An 18,956-nucleotide genomic window follows, 5' to 3' on the forward strand; every position below is an offset into this window, starting at 1 on the left:
GGGTGATGACCGAACAGACAATCACAACAGATGGAAACACCGCAGTTGCCCACATTGCCTATCGGGTCAATGAGGTTTGCGCCATTTATCCTATCACCCCCTCTTCCCCCATGGCGGAATTGGCGGATACCTGGTCAGATCAGGGCGTGCAGAACATCTGGGGAGAAATCCCTCTTGTGCAGGAAATGCAGGCGGAAGGGGGTGCCGCGGGGTGTGTGCATGGTTCCCTGCAATCTGGTGCGTTGACCACCACTTTTACCTCCTCGCAGGGGCTGATGCTCATGCTGCCCAACATGTTCAAGATTGCAGGTGAACTGACATCAACAGTCTTCCATGTTGCCGCACGGGCACTTGCTGCTGGCGCATCCTCCATTTTTGGTGATCATCAGGATATCATGGTGGCCCGCACAACGGGCTTTGCGCTTCTGGGTGCCAGTTCCGTGCAGGAAGCCCATGATCTCGCCCTTATCGCTCAGGCGGCAACGTTGGCGGCGCGGGTTCCATTTATTCATTTTGCAGATGGTTTCCGGACATCTCATGAATATAACGGCGTCACGCTGGTGCCTGATGATGTCATCCGCGCCATGATTGATGAAACGCATGTTCTGGCACACCGGCAGCGTGCGTTGAGTCCGGAACACCCGTTTATTCGGGGAACATGGCAGAACCCGGATACATATTTTCAGACAAGGGAGTCGGTTAACCCGTTTTATGAGCGTGTGCCTGATCATGTGCAGGCCGCCATGCAGCGCTTTGCCACACTCACCGGCCGGTCTTACGATCTTTTCCAGTATGATGGCGCACCAGATCCGGATCGTGTGGTGATCTGCATGGGGTCCGGCGCTGAGGTGGTGCGGGAGACGGCAAAATGGCTGTGTCAGCAGGGTGAAAAGGTCGGGTGCCTGCAGGTCAGGTTATATCGGCCTTTTTCAGCAAAACATTTTATTGCGGCGTTGCCGAAAAGTGTGACGTCCATCGCGGTTCTGGACCGTACCAAGGAGCCAGGCGCGCCGATGGAACCCCTGCATGCAGATGTGGTGAGTGTTCTGGCGGAAGCCGTGGCCGATGGCGCATTCCCGCACATGCCTAAGGTGATAGGCGGACGCTATGGTCTCTCTTCCCGTGATTTCAATCCCGGCATGGCCCGTGCGGTCTTTGATGAACTCTCAAAACCTGTCCCAAAAAACCGATTTACAGTCGGTATTATTGACGATGTTGGTCATACCCATCTGGACTATGATGAGACATTTGATATTGAACCTGCTGGTACTGTGCGCTGTCTGTTTTATGGCCTTGGTGCCGATGGTACCGTTGGTGCAAACAAGAATAGCGTCAAAATTCTAAGCGAGAAGCCCGGCTGGTATGCTCAGGCCTATTTTGATTATGACTCCCATAAATCTGGCGGCCAGACAGTCTCACACGTGCGTTTTGGCAAGCAGCCCATCACGGCTCCTTACCTGATCCGTCATGCTGATTTTGTTGCCTGCCACAAGTTTGATTTTTTGTTCCGGCGGGATGTTCTGGGAGCGGCCAACTCTGGCGCTACATTTCTCCTCAATAGTCCGTACTCCGTTGAAGATGTATGGGACCAGCTTCCACGCAAGGTGCAGGATCAGATTGTCAGCAAGAAACTCCGCTTTTTTGTGATCAATGCGTCTGATGTTGCTCTCAAGCTTGGGTTGGGGCCACGGGTCAACACCATATTGCAGACCTGCTTTTTCCATCTTTCCAATGTTCTGCCCCCAGAAGAAGCAATCGCAGAAATCAAGAAGGCCATTCAGAAAACATATGGTGCAAAAGGTGATGCTGTTGTCAGGCTGAATTATGCAGCCGTTGATGCAGCAATAGCGGCATTGCATGAGGTAACTGTTCCAGATCAGGCTACGGGTAATGTGCCTATGCCGCTGATTATTCCCGCGGATGCCCCCTTGTTTGTGCAGCAGGTAACGGGTGAAATCATGGCGGGGCGGGGAGACTTGATTCCTGTCAGCCATATGCCGGTTGATGGAACATTTCCCGGTGGCACCACGCAGTATGAAAAGCGTAATATTGCTGTTGAAGTACCTGTGTGGGACCCGGATAGCTGCCTTCAGTGTGGGCAGTGCAGCATTGTTTGCCCCCATAGTGTCATACGCGCCAAAATGTATGATGAAGACGAACTGGCGGACGCACCGGACTCTTTCAAATCTGCGCCAGTCAATGCCCGTGGGTATCCATCCTCCCGCTTTACACTTCAGTTCTATGTGGAAGATTGTACTGGGTGCAGTGTCTGTGTGGAAAATTGTCCGGCCATAACGGAAGATGGCTCAAAACGGGCGATCAATATGGGAGAAAAATTGCCTATCCTGAATCAGGAACGGCAGAATATTGCATTTTTTGAAAAACTTCCGGACATGGATCGTGCCTCAATCAATGAGGCCAATGTGCGCGGTATTCAGTTTCTGGAACCCCTGTTTGAATTCAGTGGTGCGTGTGCCGGGTGTGGCGAAGCACCTTATCTGAAACTTGTGTCCCAATTATTTGGAGACAGACTTCAGATTGCCAATGCCACCGGCTGTTCCGCCATCTTTGCAGGGAATACACCGGCCCACGCATGGAAAGCCAATGCAGAAGGGCGAGGCGTTGCATGGTCTAATTCACTGTTTGAAGATAATGCAGAATTTGGATTGGGGTTTCGGGTAGCGGCGGACAAACAGGCCTCTCTTGCCCGCCAGCTTTTGCAGAAGCTGTCCGCTGTTGTTGGAGAGGAACTGGTAAACGCCCTTCTTGCCTCGACCCAGCACACGGAAGCTGAACTTGGGGAGCAGCGGCGTAGGGTTGCGTTACTAAAAGAAAAGCTGAAAGGTATTAAAACGCCCGATGCAATCATGCTTCTTTCGGTAGCCGATTTTCTTGTGCATCGGTCCATCTGGATTATCGGCGGTGATGGCTGGGCGTATGATATTGATTATGGCGGCCTGGACCATGTGCTTGCACAAGGGCGGAACATAAATGTTCTGGTGCTGGATACGGAGGTTTATTCCAATACGGGTGGTCAATCTTCCAAGGCTACGCCTCTGGGGGCTTCCGCCAAATTTGCCGCAGCCGGAAAGCGTGTGCCCAGAAAAGATCTGGCGTTGCAGGCAATTTCCTATGGTAACGTGTATGTTGCGCAGATTGCCTTGGGCGCTAACCCGGAGCAGGCTGTTATCGCCATGCGAGAGGCGGAAGCCTATGATGGCCCATCGCTGGTGCTTGCTTATTCCCAGTGTATTGCACACGGTATTGATATGAGCACAGGCATGAAACAGCAGGCGCGGGCTGTTGCATCAGGGTACTGGCCTCTGTTCCGCTTTGATCCGACGATGCGCAAAAACGGGCTGAATCCTTTCCGGTTGGATTCAACGCGCCCCCGTATTCCTTTGAAGGATTATGCGTATCGGGAACTGCGCTACAAGATTCTCTCTCGCACCCATCCGGAAGCAGCCGGGCACTTGTTGGATCAGGCACAGGCAGCCGCCAATGAACGCTATCGGGTTTATGAAGATATGGCCGCGCGTGATGGAAGCCGCTTTCTGCCCCATTGGGAGGATGTAAAGTGAGCGGGGGAACGGAGACAGACACAATGGATCTGACCACCCGGTATCTTGGGCTTGATCTCAAACATCCCATTGTTGCATCCGCATCGCCACTGACAAAAGATCTGGACGGTATTCTGCGCGTGGTGGATGCAGGTGCAGCCGCCATTGTCATGGCCTCTGTCTATGAAGAGGACATTGTGCGGGAGGAAATGGCAGAAGCGGCTCTGTTTGAAATGGGAGAGGAGACCCAGCCTGAGGCTGCTGGCTATTTTCCGGCTCTCTCCTATGGCACGCCGCTGGATGCACGGTTGACTGTGTTACAGCGTGCGGCTGAACGGGCAGGTGTGCCCATTATTGCCAGCCTGAATGGGTGTACGCTGGCAGGCTGGGTAGATTTTGCCAGCAAGATGGAACAGGCAGGGGCTGCCGCAATCGAATTAAATTTCTGGCGTGTCCCGACAGATTTTAATGAGAGCGGGCAAGAGGTTGAGGCGCTTTACCTTACTATTTTGCGCGCCGTAAAAGCCCGTGTGGCCATTCCGGTCAGTGTAAAACTGTCCCCTTTTCTGAGTGCTCCCGGCAATATGGCCAAGCGCCTTGCTGAAGCGGGGGCAGATGGTCTGGTATTGTTCAATCGTTTCTACGAACCCGGATTTAACCCTGTTTCCATGAGTATTGAGGAAGATTTCCGGTTCAGTTCTTCCTATGACCTCCGCCTCCCGCTGATGTGGACGGGATTGCTGTCTGGCCATTTTTCTACGGATTTTGCGGTTTCAACAGGGGTTAATTCTGGAGCGGATGTGATCCGTTGCATGTTGGCCGGGGCTAATGTCACCATGGTCACATCCGCTCTGTTACAGTATGGTCCATGGCATATTCAGACAATGCTGGAAGAGGTGCGCTGCTGGATGGAGCAGAAAGGGATAGAGAGCATTGCTTCTGTCCGTGGCCGTTTGGCGGCACGTGGCACACCAGCTCATCAGGCGCAGTTCCTGCGGGAAGAATACCGAAGCATTCTGATGACTGCATCTTCTCAAAAAATATAAATGTCTTCTGAAAGGTCAATTATGACTGAGGTCTTTTCAAAAGAGAGCGTGTCCTGCGGGTATGTTCAGGATGCCGCAGAGATGACGGTGCCTGCAAATCAAAAAAGTCATCAGCTTTTTGAAAGTCTCATTGCGCGGGCGGCCAGATTATCATCTCCCATGTCAACCGGTGTTATCTGGCCCTGCGAGCAGCACGCTCTTGAAGGCGCGCTGGATGCAGCGGAGCATGGCCTCATGCAGCCGGTTCTGATTGGCGATAAACGGACCATCACCCAGTTGGCGGAAGCATGCAATTATGATCTGGGTAAAGCAGAAATTATTGATGTTCCTACGCCGGAAGCAGCCGCAACACAGGGCGTGTCTCTGGTCCGGGAAGGGCGGCTGCGCACCTTGATGAAGGGAAGCCTGCATACAGATATTCTGATGCATGCCATTGTTGCCCCAGATCAGGGGTTGAGAACAAATCGGCGTGTTAGCCACGTCTTTTTATTGGCTATTCCGGATTATAGTGATCTTGTTTTTGTAACAGATGCTGCCATCAACATTTTTCCTGATCTGGAAGCAAAGCGCGATATTGTTCAAAACGCGATTGATCTGCATATCGGGTTGGGACTGGGAGAGCCCAGAGTTGCTCTTTTATCTGCGGTAGAAGTTGTGAACCCCAAAATTCCCGGCACGGTCGATGCCGCCTGTTTATGCAAGATGGCGGAAAGGAAGCAGATTCAGGGAGGAATACTGGACGGTCCGCTTGCCATGGATAACGCGGTTAACATAGAGGCCGCGCGCATCAAGGGTATTGAATCCCCAGTGGCGGGCCGCGCCCAAATCCTTGTTTCTCCTGATCTTGAATCAGGAAACATGCTCGCAAAGAACATGATTTTTATGTCCCATGCAGAGTCTGCTGGTATTGTTCTGGGGGCAAAAGTTCCCATTCTGTTAACCAGCAGGGCAGATAGTGTTCAGGCGCGGCTGGCTTCTGTTGCTGTGGGGGCGCTATATGCAGATTATCTGGCGCGTAACAACGTTAGTCAGAAATATTGAGCGCCTTCATTTTACGGTAAAGCGTGGCACGGCTTACACCCAGACTTTGAGCCGTGGCGCTTACGTTACCCTGACAGCCAGCCAAGGCGGAACGGATCACACTTTCTTCCGCTTTTTCAAAACTCACGGTGCCTTCTGAGTTCAGCTCGCCCAACAGGTGGGGATGGTCCTGAATCATATCATCCGTCCAGCCCATCAGGGTGCGGGCGGCATGGGTTGCACCTGTCACTTCCCCATCGGTGTTGATTGCAACCAGAGGGGAGGAGCAGTCTTCAGCAGGGCCAAGAGTGAGAATTCTGTCTCCCTCATAGCGTGTGCGGAAAAGCTGTTCTTCAATCCGGCGTCCTGACAGCATCAGTGTTTCTGTCACCAGCGCGGCATAAGGGCGGGTGGTATTTCCGCTTAACGCAGCAAGGTTAAGCGCACCTGCAAGTTGGCCTTGCGCATCAAATAGAGGTACGGCGTAACTGGCCAGAAGGGAAAAACAGAAACGCCAATGGTCGCCTTGTCCCAGAAAAATGGGGCATTGCTCTTTTATGCAGGTGCCAACGCCATTTGTTCCAGCTACGGCTTCGTTCCAGATGGCGCCTTTTCGCAGATACAGGCGGCGGCAGACGGAAAGATGCGTTTCATCCGCACAGCGTGCCAGAATGGTGGCGTCCGGATCAGCCAGCAACACCATCAGGCCCATACCTTGCACAAGCTTGAACAGCCTGCGCATCTCGCCCATGGCGGATTTCAGCAGAATGGCGGAACGACTACTGATATGCAGGAACTCGGCGGATGAGAGCACATCTGCTGTCCATCCCTGAGCAGGGTCCAGATTGTAAGCAGACATACAGCGCTGCCACGATTGCTGGACATGCGGCGCATTCAGGGGCGCAACAGGGTAGGTTAGGCGGCGGGAAAGGCTATCACTTTCCGTCTCTGATATAGATTTTTGCTTACCATTCATGCAGTTACCAGCCAACTCGTTTTTTATCCTCCTTATTGAAGCAAGGAGACCGTTTTTTGAGCTTTGGCCTACCTGATACTATACCTCACGATATATGTTAAAGAAAATTCTGTGAGGGAAGTAGGGGGGCAGCGGGCGTGCCTTTACCAGAGATACACGAACTTCATGTAGTAAGCGTTTGTTTCCGGGGTATTGCGTCCTTCCAGAGAGTGAGAGTAGCGGGCGGTGAAGGAAACATGCTTCGAGATATTGAACATGATACCCGGGCCCATCGCAATTTCCCGGCTGTTTGAATTATCCAGATAGTGGCCAGATGTATTATCGTACGTGCCAGTTACATTCTGCCAGTCAAAGGCTAGAAATGGTTCGATCTTCTGGGTGGCTTTCCAGCTGAAACGCAGGTTTGTGTAAAATACAACACCAGGGGAATAGCTGTGTTGCCCTTTGATGTGTTTTGTAGAACCCGTTACAGTTCCTGCATCGCCATCAAAGCTGAAATGTTTCCACTCGTAATCAAAGATAAAACTGGAAATGTTGGACCAGTAATTGGGGGATGTTGCATCCCGTGTGCCAACGGGGGTCTGCATGAAGGTCTGAAACCCGAAGGTGCTGTGCGCATTGGGCTTGAACCATGCTGCAGGCCCTACAATGGTCGGTCCGAACCCACCATAATTTGAGCCATCTGCAAGCGTGAAGCTTTCGCTTTGAATAAGTTCAAAGGCAAAACCAACATGCGGAATGGCGTCAAAGCTACGGAAATGCACGTATTTGGTCATGCCTGACCAGGTGTGGCTGCCGCCACGCGCTTCCCGTTGCCCCACGCTGTTGTAAGAGTTACCGGCGGCGTTACCGTCCCCGTACTGCACCAGAACGTTGAAGGGCTTGAAATCAACCGGCAGATCATATTCGTGGGGACCGATAATCCCGAGTGTAATGTCTGCCGCACGGGCTGAAGAGGCATAAACCAGTGCCATACTGGGTATGACCAAACGAAGCAGAGAGCGCAGCCGCTCCGGCTTTTCTGTCAGACGCATGAGAAGAATTTCCGTAAAAAGAAACGGGGCTCCGGTCAGAACCGGGAGCCCCGCAATATGTCCACTTATTGGGCGTTGGAGCCCTGAGCGCCATCGAGCGTATAGGCAATGATGTAATCACCACTGCGTGTGCCCAGGCCGCCATGGCCACCAGCAGCAATCAGCACATACTGCTTGCCACCGACTTCGTAAGACATGGGTGTTGCCTGTCCACCAGCGGGCAGACGATCACGCCAGATCACCTTGCCGGTGGAAAGGTCAAAGGCGCGGAGATAGTCATCCGCTGTGGCACCCATGAATACCACGCCACCTTTGGTTACAATATTGCCACCAATATTATACATCCCGGTAGGTAGCGGCAGGTTGTTGTGGGTCCGGAAAGGCCCCGTATCCCGCGTTGTGCCAACAGGGTGCTGCCAGACAATCTTCTTCGTAACGAGGTCAATTGCAGTCAGCGTGCCCCATACCGGCCCTTTGCAGGGAATCTGCAGTGGGTTCAGCCAGGGGTTGGTGTAGGCAATGTAAGGTGTGCCGTAATCCGGGGAGACAGAAAGAGCGTCACCCTTTGCGGCAGGTTCTTCACCCTGACCTGTCCATTTAGGTAGCTTGCCGGTTTCTTCCAGCGTGGAGCGCTTGTCCAGCTTGATACGGAACGGCAGATAGCTTGCATTGGCCAGTAGGATCTTGCGCTGCGGGTCAATGGTGATGCCCTGCCAGTCCACTACGCCATAGAATGCCGGATAGACAATGGTTGTCTTGCCAACATGCGGTGGTGTGAACTGCCCTTCATAGGCAGACTGACGATACTCGATACGGCAGATCATCTGATCCAGCAGGGTTGCACCCCACATGTCCGTTTCTTTCAGGTCAGGCGGTGTAAGGGAAGGCATGGCTGTCGGATAGGGCTGCGTGGGAGATACGCGGTCATCCGGAGCAATACCTGCGGTCGGGACCGGCTTTTCTTCCACCGGATAACCGGGCACAGGCTGGCCGGTGCGACGGTCAAGCACAAAGAATTCCCCGCGTTTGGTGCTTTGCACCAGAGCAGGAACGTTCTCCCCGTTCGGGCCGGGCAGATCAACCATGGAAGGTCCGGACGGAAGGTCCATATCCCACAGGTCATGATGCACGGTCTGATACGTCCAGCGGCGTTCACCGGTTTCAATATCAAGTGCAATGGTGGCGGAGGAGGTGGCATCGTCAAACGGACGGCGTGATCCACCCCAGTTGTCCGGCGGAGAGTTACCGGTGGGAATGTAAACCAGACCGAGATTGAGGTCTGCCGTGTAAACACCCCAGGCGTTGGGGGTATCGCGCGTCAGCACATCATCCGGGCCGGGTTTCCAGGTTTCCGGGGTATGTCCCGCATCCCATGCCCATTCAATTTCACCCGTGGTGGCATTGAACGCACGGATGGCGCCAGAGGGTTCAAAGTTCGCCTGGTTATCAAAAATCCAGCCGCCGGTAATAACCCGGTTCTTCGCCACCATGGGCGGAGAGGTGACAAAGTGGAAGCCCAGCGGCACGTGGCCCAGATACTGGCGCAGGGAGATGAACCCGTGATCGCCAAAATCATCACACGGTTTGCCGGTTTCCGCGTTGACCGCCACCATCCGCACGTCTGCTACAGGAGAGTAGATACGGTTGCGGCAGCTTGTCTGGATTTCATCCGGAATGTGGTAGTAGGACACGCCACGGCAGGCCAGATAGACGTTCTTGTCCAGATCAGCCGTGTTGGGCTTGGGATCGAACTTCCATTTGATCTTGCCAGTAGCTGCATCCACAGCCATCACCCAGCTATGGGGGGTACACATATAAAGTGTGTCCCCAACCTTGATGGGGGTCAGTTCCAGGTTGAACTCATGGCCCTGATCCGGGCCAGCAACCGTTCCTTCACCTTCCTGCTGCACGTCACCCGTGCGCGTCGTCCAAGCCCGTTTCAGGTGGCTGACATTGGCAGTGGTGATCTGGCCCAGAGGAGAATAACGGTCTCCGCCCACTGTCCGGCCATAGGCAGACCAGTCTCCATCCGGCACGCCATCAGAGGCCATGTCGCTCTGGCCCTGCGCGTTCATGCGGTCAGCCGGCACGCTGCCATTGATGGAGTAGGAAGAGAAGCAACTGGCGAAAACAACAAAGGTGGAGACGGCAACCGCACCCAGCACTTCGCGTTTGTCTGTAAGCCAGCTTGCGCCCGTGCGCCACACCCAGGGGAGCAGCAACCAGACACCAAGGCCAATCAGGGTAAGAAGACGAACTTCCAGCCCCCAGATATTGAAGCCAACTTCAAAGAGGGACCAGATGGTGGCCACCAGCAGCAGGGCTGCATACAGGCGGGCGGCCAGTTTTGGGTTTTTGAAGCTACTGAAGACAATGGCAAGCAGTACACCGCCCGCCAGAATATAGAACCAGGACCCGCCAAGGAAGAGCAGTTCAGCCCCTCCCAGAAACAGGAACAGCCCAATAAGAGTCAGTAAGGCTGAGGTTATTATGGAAATTAACCCCTTATTACTCTCTTGCATGATGTGTTTCTCTCAGAGTGTGTTCAATCGGCCAGAGCAGCCTGTGAAGCAATCAGTTCCACGTCTGTCAGCGACCAGCGTGTCTGATGAACAGGAAGTGCCTTGAAATTGTCACTACTGAAAGAGGGTTGGTCACCGATGTTTGTAGCAAAAAACCGGAACTGTTTCACGGATGAGACACTTCAGACGGTCTGACACACTTTTGCCCCGTATGCAGTGGGGAGGCTTCACACGGAGACTCCTTTCCCTGTGGGACGAGCGGTGCGCCACCACCTTGTGTGGAAAACAGTCTCGGAGACGTGAAAAAAGGGACGTGAGTGCTTCAGACGTAATAAAAGCCGAGTGTCAGGCATCATGTGTGGAAGGAAGTGCTTTTGCTTCAATCTGAAGTTCACGCTCCATGAAATCGAGTTCCTGACGAATTGTCCATTCTGTTTCATCATTAATGCGTTTTTCAACAACACGTTTATGCAGCAGTTCCCGCATTGTACGAATAATATGAAACCGTAATGACAATTCAGTCCTTTTTTCACGAATGGCTGTCAGTCGAATTTCATCTTCCGCCGCTTCCGTATCGTCCAGACGCTTCTGCATGTCCTGATATTCATGAAGCAGTCGTGAGATGGCCTCCTGCTTCAAATCATGCGACTCGTTCTCATCCTCATCACGTTCAGACAGTTCACTTTGTTGTTTGTGAAGAAAATGCAGCGCCACCTGCGCCAGTTCGATCCGCATGGCGCTGAGTTCCCGCTGGGTCGGGTCATTGTCGTCCGGGGCCAGTCCCGCCAGAAGCGGCGGCATGGTCATGCTTGCCAGAAGTAGCGAACAGATGATCACCCCTGCCGCCAGTGTTACCAGAAGGTCCCGGCCCGGAAAGCCGGTTGAAGCCGCTGTCGCAACAGGAAGGGAAAGGATGGCCGCTAGTGTCAGGGCACCCCGCGTTCCTGCAACAGTCATGACCGCCATGGTGCGGAGGGAAGGAATAACCGTATTGCGGTGCCGTATCCGCGCAATGATGCGGCGCGCGGTTGTGGAAAGCCAGATCCAGAAAAAACGGGTGACGCTCATGATAAGCTGGATCAGGAGAATGGCGACAAGCAATTTCCACGGAGAAACGCCCCCTTCACGCGCAAGCTGAAAGCCGTTGCGCACCAGTTGCGGCAATTGCAAACCCAGCAGCAGAAAGATGGCCGCATTGAAGGTGAAGTTCACCATGTCCCACACTGTAGCGGCACGCAGGCGCGTTTCTGTGGTGGCTTCGTTCATCACCCCCGTGAATTTTACGGTCATACCGCCAGCAACGGCTGCGAGGATGCCTGAACAATGCAGGCTGTCCGCAATAAGGTAAATTGCAAAGGGCAGAATCATGGCAAGCGTAATGTGGGTGGGGGCATCATCATACCCGCGCACCAGCAGCAGATGTTCCGCCCGGCAGGCCGCCCAAGCCAGAGCGCACCCAATCAGTACGCCGCCAACAGACATGATGAAAAACACCTCCAGCGCATGCTGGAAAGAGAAAATTCCTGTCATGGCGGCAACCACTGCAAACTTGAAGCACACCAGACCAGAGGCATCGTTCAGCAGGGCTTCACCATGCAGAATGTGCACAACGCGGGCAGGGGCTTTTCCCCCTTCAATCATGCTGCCAACAGAAACGGCATCTGTGGGGGAAAGGACGGCAGCCAAAGCAAAAGCGGCAGGCAGAATAATGGGCGGGATAAGCCAATGGATAAAATAACCACACCCGATGGTGGTGAAAACAACCAGCCCGAGGGCCAGGAAGATAATCACATTCCGCAATTCCCCAAACTCGCGCATCGGCATGCGGTAGGCATCAGCAAACAGCAAAGGAGGAATAAACAGGAGAAGAAAAATATCAGGATCAAAACCAACCTGTAAGCCGCCAAGTGCGGTCAGGCTGCCTATGGCAATCTGTATCAGAGGCAGGGGGAGCGGAATGCGGCAGATTTTTGCCAATAAAGCAGTCAGGCCGGTAACAGTCAGCAACGCAAGCACAATAAATAAGATGTTCATAAAGCTCTCTTATCCCGTCCAGAACCACCCATCGGCCAAGCCCATACCGAAATTTATGCGACTATAGGGTCACATTATGTAGAAAAAAGGTCACAATGATGAGGTGGTCTGCGGCAGGGCCACACTTGACGGCCGGGCATGGCACGTGGGCCTATTTTGAGCATTATCCTCTCAAGACAGATTTCGCTTCTGTCCGTTTTACAGGCGGGATGCTCTTTTCCAGAAAAATCTCTCCACCAGTAGAAAGAGGTTTTTGTGCAGGCTTGTGCCTTGAAAGCCTGTTTCTTGCTGCCGCGTGGGAACTTAGGGCGGCAGACCGGCTTTCAGATAAATCAAGTGTCATGCACCCAGCCAAAAACGCAAGAAAGACTATTCTCGCCTCTTACTGGGGCGGAGTTTTTCGGATGCACAGACGCTTCTCATTGTGAGGTGGGTTTGCGATGAAACTCTTTGTGTGTCTGACAACGCTTGGTCTCTTTATACCTCTTGCGGCTGCTCTGGCTGATGATGGTGCAGACCTGCAAGACGAGCTTAATAGCTGTTACGCAGGCAAGCGAAGCTGCCTTTTTGACCTTCAGGGGAAAACAAAAACCTTAACCCGCCCCTTAAAAATCAATCCCGATCTGGTGACGATCAAAAACGGCACATTTGAATGTGCCATGAAAAGCGGCACCTGTTTTTATGTGTCACAGGAAGGGTTTCCCCGTGCGCAGAAGGAAAGCATAAACAAACTGGAAAATATAACGCTACATGGAAACAAATCCATTGATGGCATAACAATGAATTATACTGATAACAAGAATCATAATATCAACGCTGAAATTACGTTATCCAGTGTTTCCATTCAGGGGTTCAACCATGGACTATCCTTTGGTGATAATGTATGGGGCGTTGATATGTTCAACGTTGTTATTGGAAACGGAAATATTGGTATTTACACCCAACCGGGCGCCTATAATGCCGGCGAGCGTTCAATGTTTGTGGGCGGAACAATTTATAACAACGCCATTGCCGGAATTGATGAGGAATCGTGTTGGGAATTTGATTTTGAAGGTACCAGCTTCGATTTCAATACCCAGCAAATGATTCTCCGGGGCCCTACATCTTTTACAGGGCATATTGAAAATTCTGAAACAGAAAAACCGGAAATAGTCTTGTCCGCTCTTGTTGGTGTGCCTGCTGGCTCACTCTATATGAGCCCAGGGTCAACGATAACAGTGGATGGATGGGACGCAAAAAATCCCAAGCAACCATGTTATGTTGAAACCAGTCTTCCATACAATAATATCAAGATCCCGGCCACTCTTTTTGGCTTTGGCGGCACAAAGGGGGCTGTGTGTGGTCCAGGAAAAATTGTAACATGGGACGGGCAGGATTACAGGAAAATAACCGATAAAATGTAAGGTGATAAGAGAAAGAAGCGCACTTTAATCAGACGCCAATTCAAGAGGCTTCTTTGAAGATGACTAATCCGCACGACCGCGGGAGAGAGTTTTGCGCCCGATTGTTTTCAGATGCAGGAGCATATGAAAGAAGGAGGTTCTTTCTTCAGGCGTGATCGCCTGCATCCAGATTATGCCATAAAAAAGTATCAGCCCAATCAAACAGATAACAACACGGGTCATGTGCTGTGTGGGGGGAAGAGATAAAATCATAATTCCCAGTCCAGTCAGAGCCATTGGGGCCAGATGTTTCACGACAGAAGAGAGTGTCGGATAAAGACGAATACCTATTGTAATTCTAGCGACACTATCAAAAATGCTACGTCCGGCCCAGACAAAAGCGGCACCATTCACACCAAACCAATGCAGGAAGAGCAAAAGGAGTGGAGCGTAGAGTAACGCCTCCACAATGGACAGAATGGCATTCACTTCTGCTCGTCCAATACCATCTAGAAAGCCTGCGGCAACAGCATCTATCCCGAAAAAAAAGACTCCAATACTAAGATATTTCATGATGACAGTGCTATGTTGCGCAAAATTGTCACCCACCCACAAAGCAAGAATATCGTGACTGTAGAGAGCGCCGATAAAGCAAAAAGGGAACAACAGGCACACAACCGTCAGGATACTGTTGCGATAGAGCGTAATGGTTGTGAGTGCATCCTTGCGCCAGGAGGCAGCCATTGCCGGATAGGCGGTACTGCTGACGGCCAACGTGATCATGGACAGGCGCGCCACAACATCAAAAGGTGTTGTGTAATAAGCTGTTGTTGCGGCTGAAAGCACAGTCGCAATCATGAAGCGATCCATATAGGACAACACGGGAAACATCAGATTGGAGATGGTCATCCATCCTCCAATCCGAAATAGCGGCCGCAGCAAATTGAAGGAGGGGCGCGCCGTTAAAAGGCTTGGCATAAGACGGATGCAGATAAAGGAATATCCAATTGTCATTGCCAGCCTGCAAAGAGCCAGCATCAACATAACGCCTATCAGGCTGTCCCACACCTGTAGAATCAAAAGAGGCGCAACGTAGTAAAGAACAGAAATGGGGATATTCAAAAGGTTGGCATTACGGAAAGCCTGGTAAGCGGACATAACGCCCCACATCGCGGCATTCATCATAACAAGGGGGGCCGTCGCGCACAAAATCCACATAGCCACCACAGTTTCCTGTTGCAGCTCAGCAGGAATTTTCAGGCCATTATAAACCCATATGCGCACAAAAAAGGCCGCACATAGACCGCCGATAAGCCCAAAAAAACCGAGTGTAAGAATCCCTGTAAGCGTTAGTGTTGCGCTTTCCTTATCTCTTCCTTCTGCAACATATTCCGCTATCGCCCGTGTTAGTGCCCTGCCAAGCCCAAAATCGAAAATACCAAATGTGCCAATCAGGCTAAGGGCAATTGTCAGCACACCCCAACGTGAAAGGCCCAGTTTGCTCACCAGATAAGGTGTCACCAGAACAGCAACGGCAACGGGGCCAATACGGCCCAGCATATTCCATCCTGAATTGAACAGAACAGTGCGCATGCGTGTCAGATTTGCACGGTCCGTAACTGTCATCACGCTTTGGTCCTGTTTGCTCAGAGGAATTTTTCAAGGAGAAGAAGATTTTCTCAAAAGATGTTATTCTTAAATTTTTATAAATAACTCTACATTTTAAAGAGAGTAGGAAAAATACATGATGTTTCTGTGGTCACTTGGCATATTTCACTCCTCACTCTTACAATAGTTTTTATCTCACCTAAACGATGAGCGCGATCCGAAGTTGCGTGAGAAGGAAAATCTAAAAAAGGTTTTTTATATTTATTGAAAATTACGAAAAAACAGGTTCTAGTCTCTTTGAAGCGTTTTTGAAAAGATCGACTGTGATGGAAAAAAATATATCATTCTCGATTATCATACCAAACTACAATTATGAGCTTTATGTAAAGGAAGCGATTGAAAGCGCGCTTGAACAGGATTGGCCGAATAAGGAAGTTATTGTTGTTGATGATGGGTCTACAGATGGTTCCCGCCAGGTCATAGAATCCTTCGGTGACAGGATTATTTCTGTCTTTACCGAGAATAGGGGACAGAGAGAAGCGAACAACACAGGTTTTTCAAGAAGCTCCGGAGACATTATCATATTCTTGGATTCTGATGACATCTTGTTGCCTGGAATGTTGAAAGAGGTTGCTGCGGTCTGGCGAGAAGGGCTCAGCAAAGTGCAGGTTATCATGCAACGGGTTGATGCAGACAAATCACCGATTGGCCGCACTATTCCAAAATATGATTTCTCTCCAACACCTGCACAGATACGATCATGGGTCCAAACCTCGTTTGAATATCCAAGTCCGCCAGCTTCAGGAAACGCATGGTCCCGCACATTTCTGGAAGCTTTTTTTCCGCTTGATGAGACATATGATGCTTTTACGGATTCAACCCGCATCGCCATGGCTCCCTATATGGGAGATATTATCACGATCGCAAAACCTCTGGTTTTATATCGAATGCATGGTGCCAATGATAGCCAGATGACAGCAAAAGAAACCAACTATAGCAGGGAAGTTGCTCGTGGATTAAAACGTTTGGAAGCGGCGCAACGGGCCTGTTTTCTCAAAAATTTACAGCCACCAGATATAAATATTCTCTTTCGGGGAAGTAATTTTCTACAGTTTCGGGTTGCGTCCCTGCGGTTGACGCCTGAACTACATCCTCTGCCCGGAGATAGCAGGATGCGTGCGTTTGTGGATAGCATCATGCTCCCGTTCCGTTCAGGATTTCAGAAAATAACGGATCGTTTTCTTATCATGGCCTGGTCTGTTCTCACTCTTTTGGTCCCCGATCGTCTGGCACGCTTTCTCATACGGAAACGATACAGTTCATGATAGGAAGAAAAAAGGCATAAACAGAAAATTAACACGATAAAATAAAGGCTTATATTGAGATCATTCTTACAAGGTTAGTATTTTTTCAGGAGAAATTTTTCCTCCCAGAACATCCCGCAGGGCAAGCCAATTACCAATCACTCGGCCGCGCCTATCGATATAAGGCTCCGGTCGAATGCTTCGAATAATGTTCATAGTCATATTCCGTGCAATACTCCGTAGGGCGTGATCAAGAGGGTACGTTCCTTTATGAGCAAGGTAAAGCGGATTAGCGACTTGTGAATAGCCCAATTTCTTTCCGGGGGTTCGGCCGGTTTTACTTCCCAGATGAACGCCAACGGCGGTGTTTATACGTACAATACGTCCTAGCCGGCCTGCGCGTCGTGAAAAATCAATATCTTCATACCACGCGTAAAGGGGCAAGCGTTCATCAAAGCGTAGTCCCGTTTCTCGAATAATGGAGAAGCGGCATGCCATATTGCATCCGTACCCATTCCACGCCGGTTCTATTGGTGGGAGCTTCTGGGGGGAGGAAGTGGGAGCATCGGCAATAATGGCACGCGCCTCTTCAAGCGAAAGCCCAGGTCCTTTGGCACCATCTGCGAGTACCCGTCCCGTCGCTATGGCAATGTCAGAATGGTTTGCGAAGACAATTGCGCATTCACGCAAATAGTTTCTATCTGGCAGAAAATCATCATCAAAGAAAAGGATGATGTCAGCATCCTTCACAGAATCAAGTATGGCGTTGCGTTGATGAGACGCACCACGGGGACCATGCAAAATGTGTAATCTTGAATCCGGTACCAAACTTTCACTGTCGGCGGCTGTAGGCGCACAAACAATAACCCGATGGGGTAAATGGCTTTGCTTGAACAGCTCCAGCACGGTTTCCTCTAAAAGGGCTGGGCGCCCACTCGTGGCTATACCGACGACAATTTTCTGGTCTTGCGGGGGCTTTTTATTTTTGTTGAAGAGAGTTGCAGGGATCGAACATTGCTCCGATGTGATTTCCTGAGACAGGCTGAGATGTCTGTCCGCATAATGTTGTGAGTTTACATCGCTCAGGATACGCGCTTGAGCCTTTTTTACCATCTCTTCGCGTTTCTCTGGGTTGCGCATGAGGGCTAGAATAGCCTCTCTCAATGCCGCTGTATCTTTAGTCGGGACATAGCAGACGCATTGACTATCAAAATAATGCCTTAGACCACCGGTATCTGTTGCAATAACAGGAAGACCACGGAGCGTCGCTTCCAGAATAACAGTAATGCCAGACGCATGGAGATTGGAGGTCAAGGGCACAACCACGATATGGGCCTGATCATACAGCGAGAGTAACTGATCATTATTGGAGGCCTTAACCTGAGTAACATGATCAGCACGCTTGAGGCGGTTGGTTGTGGCAATAGTAACATGACAGGGCATGTCCTGAGGGAACTGACTGGTTGCTTTGATCAGGGTTTTCCAGTCCCGGTCCTGATCATTGCCTAAAGACAGAATACGAATAGCGTCCCCGGGATTATAGGGGAGGGGATTATAAAGTTTTATTTCATCGGCACGAATGCCAAATTTTACGCATTCCAGTCTGCTATTCGGAAAAATCGCTTCAGCTTTTTTCATGTTTTCGGGGGAGTGAAAGGTAAGAAGATCTGCGCGTGAAAGCAGGGAGCGTGATATTATCCTGCGCCAGACCGGCTGGTTGGGCCATCTGTCCATCAACCAGATGCTTTGTGCAATCAGAGGAGGATGGTGCTTACGAGGGTTGAGCCGGTAGAGCAGCAGTACGGCCATTGCCTGCCCTTCCGTGTGCGTCCAGACAACATCGGCGGATAGAATACCTTTTCGGTTATACCATGCGTGAACAAAGTCAAAACCGATGATAAGACGGGCAGCATAACGAATAAGGCGGGAGAATAAATTTTCCGGATTATCTTCTGAATGGACAATAACGGCGTCTGGTCCGGCGGCGCGGTAATACCCATAGGCATAGGGTTCGTTGATGCCTGGTATTTCTCCCTTTTTCCACCGTGTGTTCCAATCACTTGCTCCATATCCATAGCTAAGCTGGACAAAAACACGAAGCGGCGCAGAAACTGGAGCGGACATGAGATATAATCCTGAAAGAGAAATTTATTAAAAAATACTCACTGAGATAATTTTGAAATTCTGATCTGCCATCCGAGAAACCAGAGCCGCATATGTTGTGGCTGCGCGATAACTGGAAGGAAATGCATGGCAATGGTTTCCTTCCAGAACAACATGCAAACCAAAGCGCGAGTTAACGGTCCGGGCAAATCTGCTTCCGTAATCCATGATCGCCATGCGCGATGGTATGGGCCGCCGGATCGGATTGCTTACAAAAATACGTTCACTTGCCGGATCCGAGATACTGCACCAAATGGATTGCGTTCTGGTATTTGCGTACGCAAAATGGTGCAAAGGACTATAAGTC

At 51.0% G+C, this 18,956-nt stretch carries 12 protein-coding genes; 5 read left to right on the forward strand and 7 right to left on the reverse strand.

All coding sequences use genetic code 11. The annotated features are described in order from the left end of the window. Nucleotides 1–5 precede the first annotated feature (5 nt). From nifJ to AD948_RS07710, 3 genes are read left to right on the forward strand one after another with little or no spacing between them, the layout of a single operon-like run. Nucleotides 6–3,581, forward strand: a complete 3,576-nt coding sequence (gene nifJ, locus AD948_RS07700) for a pyruvate:ferredoxin (flavodoxin) oxidoreductase (RefSeq protein WP_061471386.1) — start codon at nucleotides 6–8, stop codon at nucleotides 3,579–3,581. 23 nt (nucleotides 3,582–3,604) lie between these two features. Next, the gene (locus tag AD948_RS07705) at nucleotides 3,605–4,606 is read left to right on the forward strand and encodes a dihydroorotate dehydrogenase-like protein (protein ID WP_061471387.1); all 1,002 of its coding nucleotides are present in this window, start codon (nucleotides 3,605–3,607) and stop codon (nucleotides 4,604–4,606) included. 21 nt (nucleotides 4,607–4,627) lie between these two features. Beyond that, nucleotides 4,628–5,647, forward strand: coding sequence for a bifunctional enoyl-CoA hydratase/phosphate acetyltransferase (locus AD948_RS07710; RefSeq protein ID WP_061471407.1), 1,020 nt, complete (start codon nucleotides 4,628–4,630; stop codon nucleotides 5,645–5,647). On the opposite strand, the gene AD948_RS07715 is transcribed toward AD948_RS07710, so the two are convergent. The 5 genes from AD948_RS07715 to AD948_RS07730 form a co-directional block, all read right to left on the reverse strand. Beyond that, entirely contained in the window at nucleotides 5,631–6,602 is a 972-nt protein-coding gene (locus AD948_RS07715) for a helix-turn-helix domain-containing protein (protein WP_061471388.1), read from the reverse strand. The genes AD948_RS07710 and AD948_RS07715 overlap by 17 nt on opposite strands. Nucleotides 6,603–6,745: 143 nt before the next feature. After that, nucleotides 6,746–7,636 (reverse strand): transporter, encoded by an 891-nt coding sequence (locus AD948_RS07720; protein ID WP_006557996.1) that lies wholly within the window; start codon nucleotides 7,634–7,636, stop codon nucleotides 6,746–6,748. 65 nt (nucleotides 7,637–7,701) lie between these two features. Continuing rightward, nucleotides 7,702–10,158 carry a membrane-bound PQQ-dependent dehydrogenase, glucose/quinate/shikimate family gene (locus AD948_RS07725; protein WP_006557997.1) on the reverse strand — a complete coding sequence of 819 codons (2,457 nt, stop codon included), beginning with the start codon at nucleotides 10,156–10,158 and terminating at the stop codon, nucleotides 7,702–7,704. Between the two features lie 23 nt (nucleotides 10,159–10,181). Beyond that, a complete protein-coding gene (locus AD948_RS18160; RefSeq protein WP_006557998.1) occupies nucleotides 10,182–10,328 on the reverse strand; it encodes a hypothetical protein in 147 nt (48 codons plus the stop codon). A 175-nt stretch (nucleotides 10,329–10,503) separates the two neighbouring features. Further along, nucleotides 10,504–12,192: a Na+/H+ antiporter gene (locus AD948_RS07730; RefSeq protein ID WP_061471389.1), complete on the reverse strand. Its 1,689-nt coding sequence runs from the start codon at nucleotides 12,190–12,192 to the stop codon at nucleotides 10,504–10,506. A 440-nt stretch (nucleotides 12,193–12,632) separates the two neighbouring features. Here AD948_RS07730 and AD948_RS07740 point away from each other — a divergent pair, with 440 nt between their 5' ends. Further along, nucleotides 12,633–13,595, forward strand: a complete 963-nt coding sequence (locus AD948_RS07740; RefSeq protein WP_061471391.1) for a hypothetical protein — start codon at nucleotides 12,633–12,635, stop codon at nucleotides 13,593–13,595. 63 nt (nucleotides 13,596–13,658) lie between these two features. On the opposite strand, the gene AD948_RS07745 is transcribed toward AD948_RS07740, so the two are convergent. Next, complete coding sequence (locus AD948_RS07745) at nucleotides 13,659–15,200, reverse strand: flippase (RefSeq protein ID WP_061471392.1); 1,542 nt, start codon at nucleotides 15,198–15,200, stop codon at nucleotides 13,659–13,661. A gap of 308 nt (nucleotides 15,201–15,508) precedes the next feature. On the opposite strand from AD948_RS07745, the gene AD948_RS07750 reads away from it, so the two are divergent. Further along, on the forward strand, nucleotides 15,509–16,507 hold the full coding sequence (locus AD948_RS07750) for a glycosyltransferase family 2 protein (protein WP_061471393.1): 999 nt from the start codon (nucleotides 15,509–15,511) through the stop codon (nucleotides 16,505–16,507). A 66-nt stretch (nucleotides 16,508–16,573) separates the two neighbouring features. On the opposite strand, the gene AD948_RS17710 is transcribed toward AD948_RS07750, so the two are convergent. Beyond that, nucleotides 16,574–18,610: a glycosyltransferase gene (locus AD948_RS17710; protein ID WP_082782362.1), complete on the reverse strand. Its 2,037-nt coding sequence runs from the start codon at nucleotides 18,608–18,610 to the stop codon at nucleotides 16,574–16,576. Nucleotides 18,611–18,956: the final 346 nt, after the last annotated feature.

Source organism: Acetobacter senegalensis (assembly GCF_001580995.1).
Taxonomy (GTDB): domain Bacteria; phylum Pseudomonadota; class Alphaproteobacteria; order Acetobacterales; family Acetobacteraceae; genus Acetobacter; species Acetobacter senegalensis.

Excerpts from the sequence above, each read along its gene's own strand:
- nifJ (WP_061471386.1), top strand. The coding sequence starts at position 6 with ATGACCGAACAGACAATCACAACAGATGGAAACACCGCAGTTGCCCAC.
- AD948_RS07705 (WP_061471387.1), top strand. The coding sequence starts at position 3,605 with ATGGATCTGACCACCCGGTATCTTGGGCTTGATCTCAAACATCCCATT.
- AD948_RS07710 (WP_061471407.1), top strand. The coding sequence starts at position 4,628 with ATGACTGAGGTCTTTTCAAAAGAGAGCGTGTCCTGCGGGTATGTTCAG.
- AD948_RS07715 (WP_061471388.1), bottom strand. The coding sequence starts at position 6,602 with ATGAATGGTAAGCAAAAATCTATATCAGAGACGGAAAGTGATAGCCTT.
- AD948_RS07720 (WP_006557996.1), bottom strand. The coding sequence starts at position 7,636 with ATGCGTCTGACAGAAAAGCCGGAGCGGCTGCGCTCTCTGCTTCGTTTG.
- AD948_RS07725 (WP_006557997.1), bottom strand. The coding sequence starts at position 10,158 with ATGCAAGAGAGTAATAAGGGGTTAATTTCCATAATAACCTCAGCCTTA.
- AD948_RS07730 (WP_061471389.1), bottom strand. The coding sequence starts at position 12,192 with ATGAACATCTTATTTATTGTGCTTGCGTTGCTGACTGTTACCGGCCTG.
- AD948_RS07740 (WP_061471391.1), top strand. The coding sequence starts at position 12,633 with ATGAAACTCTTTGTGTGTCTGACAACGCTTGGTCTCTTTATACCTCTT.
- AD948_RS07745 (WP_061471392.1), bottom strand. The coding sequence starts at position 15,200 with ATGACAGTTACGGACCGTGCAAATCTGACACGCATGCGCACTGTTCTG.
- AD948_RS07750 (WP_061471393.1), top strand. The coding sequence starts at position 15,509 with ATGGAAAAAAATATATCATTCTCGATTATCATACCAAACTACAATTAT.
- AD948_RS17710 (WP_082782362.1), bottom strand. The coding sequence starts at position 18,610 with ATGTCCGCTCCAGTTTCTGCGCCGCTTCGTGTTTTTGTCCAGCTTAGC.